Source organism: Desulfothermus sp., assembly GCF_053993635.1.
In genome coordinates this window covers 1-6,613 of record NZ_JBMYBT010000116.1, presented here as the reverse complement: position 1 = coordinate 6,613, position 6,613 = coordinate 1, and the positions used below count along the sequence as shown (strand labels likewise).

The window sequence follows — 6,613 nt, the reverse complement described above, 5'->3', positions numbered from 1 at the left end:
TCAATTGTCAATGTCTTCTGTATTGTCCTATGAGCTGTTAGTCAAGGCGTGTTAATTCATTATTCTTATGCCAATATTTTTATAAAAATATCAAAGAAATACAGATAGATAACAGTTTTGATAAGTCTTTTTAATGTAGCCAATCCGATATTTGCATTTAAAAAAAACATAGGTTAAACAAAACCTTATGGGCGGATTCATTGTAGCAGGGACCCATAGTGGGGCAGGAAAGACATCTATTACCCTTGGAATAATGGCTTATTTAAAGGCGCAGGGCCTCCATGTGCAGGGGTTTAAAGTAGGTCCAGACTTTATAGATCCAGGACACCACAAAAAAATAACAAATATTCCTTCACACAACCTAGACACATGGATGATTAAACCCTGGTGTAACAGAGCCCTTTATAACTTCTATTCAAAAAATGCAGACATAAGCGTAATTGAAGGAGTGATGGGGATTTTTGACGGATTTTCACCCATATCAGAAATTGGTTCAACCGCCCACCTAGCAAAGGTCTTAAATCTTCCTGTAGTCTTGGTAGTTGACGCATCTTCAATGGCAAGGTCAATTGCCGCCCTTGTCCTGGGATTTACTAAATTTGACCCTGATCTAAATATTGCTGGTATTATTTTTAACAAAGTTGGCAGTGACGCCCATATAGATATTATAAAAAAAGCCATAAAACACTATGTAGATATTCCCTGTTTTGGTTTTTTTAAAAAACAAAGAGATATAAAACTCTCATCAAGACATTTAGGACTTGTTACAGCAGAAGAAGATATCTGGGATAAACAAAAAGTATCTCATTTAATTGAATGGACTCAAAGATCTATTACATATGAATTTAAAAATTTCATAAAGGCAAATACCAAAAAGAAGAAAAAAAACAGAACAAAACAATTAAAAAAAACCAGAACCAAAATCGCAATTGCAATGGACAGATCATTTTGTTTTTATTATCAAAACAATTTAGATTTACTAAAATATATGGGAGCAGAACTAACTTTCTTCTCACCTATAAAAGATAAAAATCTACCAAAGGGAATTAAAGGTATTTACATTGGAGGGGGATATCCAGAACTTTATCTGGAAGATTTATCAAATAATGATAGTATGAAAGATGAAATAAAAAGATTTGTAGAAGATTATGGTGTATTATATGCTGAATGTGGTGGTTTTATGTATCTTATGGAGTATATATCTAGAGATGAAAATAATCTACAAAAGGTAGTAGGTATTTTCCCGTTTAAAACTTTATTACAAAAAAGACTTGTATCTCTTGGATATAGAGAAGTAGAGTTTCTAGAGAACTTACCTATAGGGCCAAAAGGCTTAGTTGTTAGGGGACATGAATTTCACTATTCTATTGCAGAAGGTTTAAAAGATTATCCCAATGTATATAAAGTCAAAACTAGAGATGGAAATTTAAAAAATTCCTTTGGTGTGAGATATAAAAACTGCGTAGCTTCTTATATACATCTTCATTTTTCTAGTAATTTATTAATTGCCAAATATTTTGTTCTCTCATGTAAAGGGATTTAGTAAGTGGAAAAGCTACTTATTTGTGCAGCAACAAAAAGGGAGCTTATGGCCTTATTCCCTGATTTATCCAAAAATTCTATTAAGCTGGGAGAGGTGTATCCCAAAAGAATTAAAGGGAGAGATGTTTATGTTCAAGTATGTGGGATTGGGCCAATAAATGCAGCTCTTTTCATAGAAAGGGCAATACTTTTATATAAAATTTGCGGTGTAATAAATATTGGGATAGCAGGTTCCTTTGATATAAAAAAAATACCAATTGGATCACTTACAATAGCTAAAGAAGAAATATGGCCAGAATATGGACTAAAACAAAGGGGTATTATAGACCCAAAAGGTCTCAAATATGGATTGCTTAAAAAGCATGAAAAAATAATATACAACCAGATATCAATTCCTGTAAGAGAAAATCTCGAAAAAATGGGCTTGTCATTTAACAATAATTTCTATACAACTACTAACCTGACGGTTGCTGGGGTCACTGGAGATGAAATAGAGGCTGATAAGTTAAAAAACAGGTACTTGGCTCAAGTGGAGAACATGGAAGGTTTTTCAATTGGTTACGTATGTTTTGTTCATGATATACCGTTCATTGAAATTCGCTCTATTTCAAATGCTGTTGGCTCCAGGGATACAGATAAATGGGATATAAAAAAGGCTCTAAAAAAATTAAAAAAAACAGAGTCCATATTTTAATAGCAAATCTTTACAATTAGATGGAAAAATTAAAATCATACTTTGAAAAACACTTCCCAAACATAGAAAAAAACATTTCCTTACTGCTTAAGGATGTAGATCCGTATGTCAGGGAAATTGCAGAGCACATATTAAAATCAGGTGGTAAGAGACTCAGGCCCATGCTCTGCATACTAACGGCAAAGGCCTATGGATATAATAAACCTGATATCTATCCAGTTGCCTGTGTCCTGGAATTTATCCATTCAGCTACTCTTTTACATGACGACATAATTGACCATGCAGAAATTAGGCGTGGAAATAAGGCTGCCCACAAAATATTTGGTGAGACAAAAACCATTCTAACTGGAGACGCCCTCCTTGCCCTGTCCAACAAAATTGTGACAAATTATAATAATATAAAATTAATGAGATGTCTTTCTGAGGCAATCTACCAAACTTGCTCTGGAGAAATATTAGAAATAGTAAAGATGAAGAAACCCTGGATTACAGAAAATGAATATCTACAAGTGATTACGGGAAAAACTGCCTATTTAATACAATTTTCATGCGAAAGTGGAGCCATCTTGGCAGAGGCAGACGAAAAAGATCTTGCTAGTGTGAGAAAATTTGGTCTAAATCTTGGAATAGCCTTCCAACTAGTAGATGACGTACTTGATTATTCCTTAAATCAAGAAAAATTGGGAAAACCTATTGGAGGAGACCTTAGAGAAGGGAAAATAACTTTACCCCTTATCTTATATTTAGACACATTTGAAAATTCAAAAAAGATTGAAATGTTAAAAAAAATAAAGAAAAATGAGTTAAAACAAGAAGAATGCCTTAAAATACTAAACAATATAAACGAAAAAGGTGTATTAAAAAAGTCACTTGAGGCATGTGACTTTTATCTAAAAGAGGCAAAACATGCCCTTATGCAATTTCCCAACTCTCTTGAAAAAGAAATCCTCAGTGATGTAGTTGATTTTGTAAAAAATAGAGAATATTAGCATTTTTTTTCTGCTTTTTTATCACATGAATATATCTGCAATTGTTCTATGTGGCGGACAAAGCTCCAGGATGGGCTATAAAAATAAATGTTTTTTTAAACTAGGAGAGTTGTCTTTTATTGAAATAATTACTGATAAATTAAGCACTATTTTTGACAATATCTTGTTAGTTGCTAAAAATCCCAAAGAATATATACCACTTGGATATAAAGTAGTTACAGATGTTTTTAAACAGTCCAGTTCCCTTACTGGCATACATGCTGGACTGCTTTTTTCTTCAACAAAATACAATTTCATAGTTGGATGCGATACACCGCTCATAAAACCAGAACTCATAAAATATCTGGTTTCTACATTAGATAGTAATTATCAAGTTGTGGTGCCAAAAGTTAAGGGATATTTTGAGCCTTTATGTGCAATCTATTCAAAGGATTGTATTCCAATAATAGAGGATATGCTTACGAAAAAGTCTTTTAAAATCAGCAAATTATTTTCAGAAGTTAACACTAGAACAGTAGAAGATTCCATCCTTAAAAAATATGATCCATCACTGCATTCTTTTTTTAATATAAATACAGAAGAAGATTATAAAAAGGCATTAAAAATATATTTCAATGTTATCTGAGTCTTCTTCCTGTCTTTGTATTTCGCCAATAATCCATGCTTTTTCGTTTAATCCATTTAATCTGTTTAGAATATCCTCAACATCCTCTTTTTTAACTATTAGAACCATACCTATGCCACAATTAAATATTGACATCATCTCTTCCCAGGATAAATTAGCCTGTTCCTTGATCCAATGGAAAATTGCTGGTTTTTCAAAACTATAAAAATCAATTTTTGCCTTGACACCCCTTGGAAGGATTCTTGGAATGTTTTCAAAAAAACCGCCACCTGTTATATGGGCCATTCCATTTATTTGAAAATCCCTTATTAAGTTGAGGACTGACCCAACATATATCTTGGTGGGAGTGAGGAGAATATCTCCTAAGGTTCTGGATGTCTCATCTATTTTTTCATCCAAGGAGATAGATTTCTCCCTTATAATCTTTCTTATGAGAGAAAAGCCATTGGAATGTACTCCACTTGAAGCAAGTCCAATTATCACATTTCCCACCCCAATACTGGACCCATCTATGATCTTTGAATCATCCACTACACCAACACAAAAACCTGACAACTCATATTCACCTTTTTTATAAAAACCAGGAAGTTCTGCAGTTTCTCCTCCCAGTAAGGCACATCCACTTTGCCTGCAACCCTCAGAAATACCTTTTATTATATCTTCTGCAATTGATGTATTCAATTCACCCATTGCTAAATAATCCAAGAAAAACAATGGCTTAGATCCATGAACCACAATATCATTAACATTCATTGCAACAAGATCAATTCCTACAGTATCATGTTTATTCAATTGAAAAGCGAGTTTTAATTTTGTCCCAACTCCGTCAGTGGCAGCTACCAGAACAGGTGACTCAATATTAGAAATATCCAGCTTAAACATACCGCCAAATAGACCAATATCGCTTAGTACTCCCTTTGTGTAAGTAGATTTTACAACTTCCTTTATCTTTGTAATAAAATTACTGGCCTTCTCAATATCCACTCCAGATTCTTTATATGCCTTACTGAGATCTTTCATTTGCTTCTCCTAGAAAACTTTATCATATTCTATCTATGAGCAATCTTCTTTAACCAAATTGACAAGATAGATTAATAGAATACAAAAATTAAATAAGATTTTCTTAAATAACAAGCTCTTATTCGTCAAGGATTTCTTTTTTTTCCACAGCCAGAGATTTTACCTCATCTAGGACAGAAGACAAGACTTTTTTGACATTTTCCCTAACATCTCCAGCTACAATGATCCATAGCAAATCATCACCTGGTTCAAATTCTCCAGATCTGGGCTCAATTACTATTTTGAAAATACCATTTCTTGACTCATACTTTTTTCTAATTAGCTCTATTTTCTTATTATCGCTTTTAACTAAAAGTTTTTTAACCTTTTTGCCATTTCTAGAGATACCCCTAACCACACCATTATGTATTAAAATCATACCCACATTATCTTTAAAATTCGACTCCTTTTTAAGGGTTGACAAAACTTTTATAATATCCATTTGTCCTCCAAAAACAAAAAAAGCGACCCCGCACCCGTGCATGAGGTCGCTATTATGTATTCCTGACTGTGCCTTATTAAACTATACACAACCAGTTGGTTTTGGAAGTCCAGCCATCTTACATGCTCCCTTCCCAGGACCAGATGGGAACAACTCATAGATCTTTTTAAGTTTAAATCCAGTAACTTTGGAAAGGATACGAACCATTGGGGCAATACCATTTTTCTTATAATAGTCTTGCAAGAAATTAATTACTTTCCAATGCTCATCAGTAAGTTCTTTAATACCTTCTGATTCCTTTACGTACTCTACCCATTCTTCACACCAATCATCAAAATTCTGTAAGAAACCATCTTCATCGACTTCAAATTTTTTCCCCTTGAATTCAACTACTTGTGCCATGGATTAAACCTCCTTTTAATTTTTTTCAATTTCTAAAAATACATTCAGTAATTAGCAAATTAAAGAATTTCTTCACAAGGGAATATAAATTGTTAACAAATGCAAGTCAACCCCTTCTTCCCAAACATCCAAAAGTGATGACACATTAGATATTAAATTAATATTTTGTCAAGGATAAAAAAATAACGATTGTTAATATTTTAATTTTTCACCATCTCTTTTAGGTTATTCCTTGCGAAATCAATAGTTGGATCAATCTCCAGTGCATCTTTTAGGCATTGAGTGGCTTGCTCCTTTTTACCCATCATTTTATAACACATTCCAAGATTAGCCAGATCAATTGCTGAGCCCCTATCTATGTCAAGGGCTGAGATAAAATCTTTAGCTGCTTCTTCATACATTCCCAATTTAAATTTACAAACTCCCCTCAAATTATAGTAAACTTGATTGTCTTTTACTAAATCAATTGCCTCGTCTAAAAAGTCTATTGCCTTCTTAAAATCTGATTTTTGAACCAAAATATTTGCCATATAAAAAAGTACCATAGAGCGCTCTTCTTTGCCTGGTTGCAGAGGGAGAGAAGCTTCAAAAAGCTCCATAGCCCTTCCCAAATTACCAGTTCTCATTTCCAAAATACCTCTAAAAAATGGAACAAAATATGCCTGCCCATATATTTTTTCCAAAACATCTAATCCTTGCCTCCCTTCATCCACACCTTCTTCCTCTGCTAATCTTCTTCCAACAAAGAGTCCTACACTTGGATATTTGCTCCTCTCTCTAAATAAAAATCCAGGTACAAAGTTATAATTACAGGGGATATTTATCTTTGGGTGGGTGGTGTTTATTGAGTATAAATTAAA

The 6,613-nt window shown here is 33.3% G+C and carries 8 protein-coding genes; 4 read left to right on the top strand and 4 right to left on the bottom strand.

All coding sequences use genetic code 11. From position 1 onward, the window contains the following. Nucleotides 1–187 precede the first annotated feature (187 nt). Genes ACY2V1_RS08525 through mobA form a run of 4 tightly spaced genes read left to right on the top strand, consistent with a single transcriptional unit; the run spans nt 188 to nt 3,850 of the window. Entirely contained in the window at nt 188–1,543 is a 1,356-nt protein-coding gene (locus ACY2V1_RS08525; protein ID WP_461834369.1) for a cobyrinic acid a,c-diamide synthase CobB, read from the top strand. A gap of 3 nt (nt 1,544–1,546) precedes the next feature. Next, the gene (gene mqnB / locus ACY2V1_RS08520; RefSeq protein WP_461834368.1) at nt 1,547–2,236 is read left to right on the top strand and encodes a futalosine hydrolase; all 690 of its coding nucleotides are present in this window, start codon (nt 1,547–1,549) and stop codon (nt 2,234–2,236) included. 20 nt (nt 2,237–2,256) lie between these two features. Beyond that, entirely contained in the window at nt 2,257–3,225 is a 969-nt protein-coding gene (locus tag ACY2V1_RS08515) for a polyprenyl synthetase family protein (protein WP_461834367.1), read from the top strand. A 25-nt stretch (nt 3,226–3,250) separates the two neighbouring features. Next, a complete protein-coding gene (gene mobA / locus ACY2V1_RS08510) occupies nt 3,251–3,850 on the top strand; it encodes a molybdenum cofactor guanylyltransferase (protein ID WP_461834366.1) in 600 nt (199 codons plus the stop codon). Here the strand turns inward: mobA and purM are convergent. The 4 genes from purM to ACY2V1_RS08490 all read right to left on the bottom strand — a co-directional run. Continuing rightward, a complete protein-coding gene (gene purM, locus ACY2V1_RS08505; RefSeq protein WP_461834365.1) occupies nt 3,824–4,870 on the bottom strand; it encodes a phosphoribosylformylglycinamidine cyclo-ligase in 1,047 nt (348 codons plus the stop codon). The two genes, mobA and purM, sit on opposite strands and share 27 nt — an antisense overlap. A gap of 118 nt (nt 4,871–4,988) precedes the next feature. Next, nucleotides 4,989–5,351, bottom strand: coding sequence for a molybdenum cofactor biosynthesis protein MoaE (locus tag ACY2V1_RS08500; RefSeq protein ID WP_461834364.1), 363 nt, complete (start codon nt 5,349–5,351; stop codon nt 4,989–4,991). An 81-nt stretch (nt 5,352–5,432) separates the two neighbouring features. Continuing rightward, entirely contained in the window at nt 5,433–5,753 is a 321-nt protein-coding gene (locus ACY2V1_RS08495; protein ID WP_461834363.1) for a TusE/DsrC/DsvC family sulfur relay protein, read from the bottom strand. 200 nt (nt 5,754–5,953) lie between these two features. Continuing rightward, on the bottom strand, nt 5,954–6,613 hold a 660-nt coding region (locus tag ACY2V1_RS08490), incomplete at its 5' end, for a tetratricopeptide repeat protein (protein WP_461834362.1).

Excerpts from the sequence above, each read along its gene's own strand:
- ACY2V1_RS08500 (WP_461834364.1), bottom strand. The coding sequence starts at position 5,351 with ATGGATATTATAAAAGTTTTGTCAACCCTTAAAAAGGAGTCGAATTTT.
- mobA (WP_461834366.1), top strand. The coding sequence starts at position 3,251 with ATGAATATATCTGCAATTGTTCTATGTGGCGGACAAAGCTCCAGGATG.
- ACY2V1_RS08515 (WP_461834367.1), top strand. The coding sequence starts at position 2,257 with ATGGAAAAATTAAAATCATACTTTGAAAAACACTTCCCAAACATAGAA.
- purM (WP_461834365.1), bottom strand. The coding sequence starts at position 4,870 with ATGAAAGATCTCAGTAAGGCATATAAAGAATCTGGAGTGGATATTGAG.
- ACY2V1_RS08495 (WP_461834363.1), bottom strand. The coding sequence starts at position 5,753 with ATGGCACAAGTAGTTGAATTCAAGGGGAAAAAATTTGAAGTCGATGAA.
- ACY2V1_RS08525 (WP_461834369.1), top strand. The coding sequence starts at position 188 with ATGGGCGGATTCATTGTAGCAGGGACCCATAGTGGGGCAGGAAAGACA.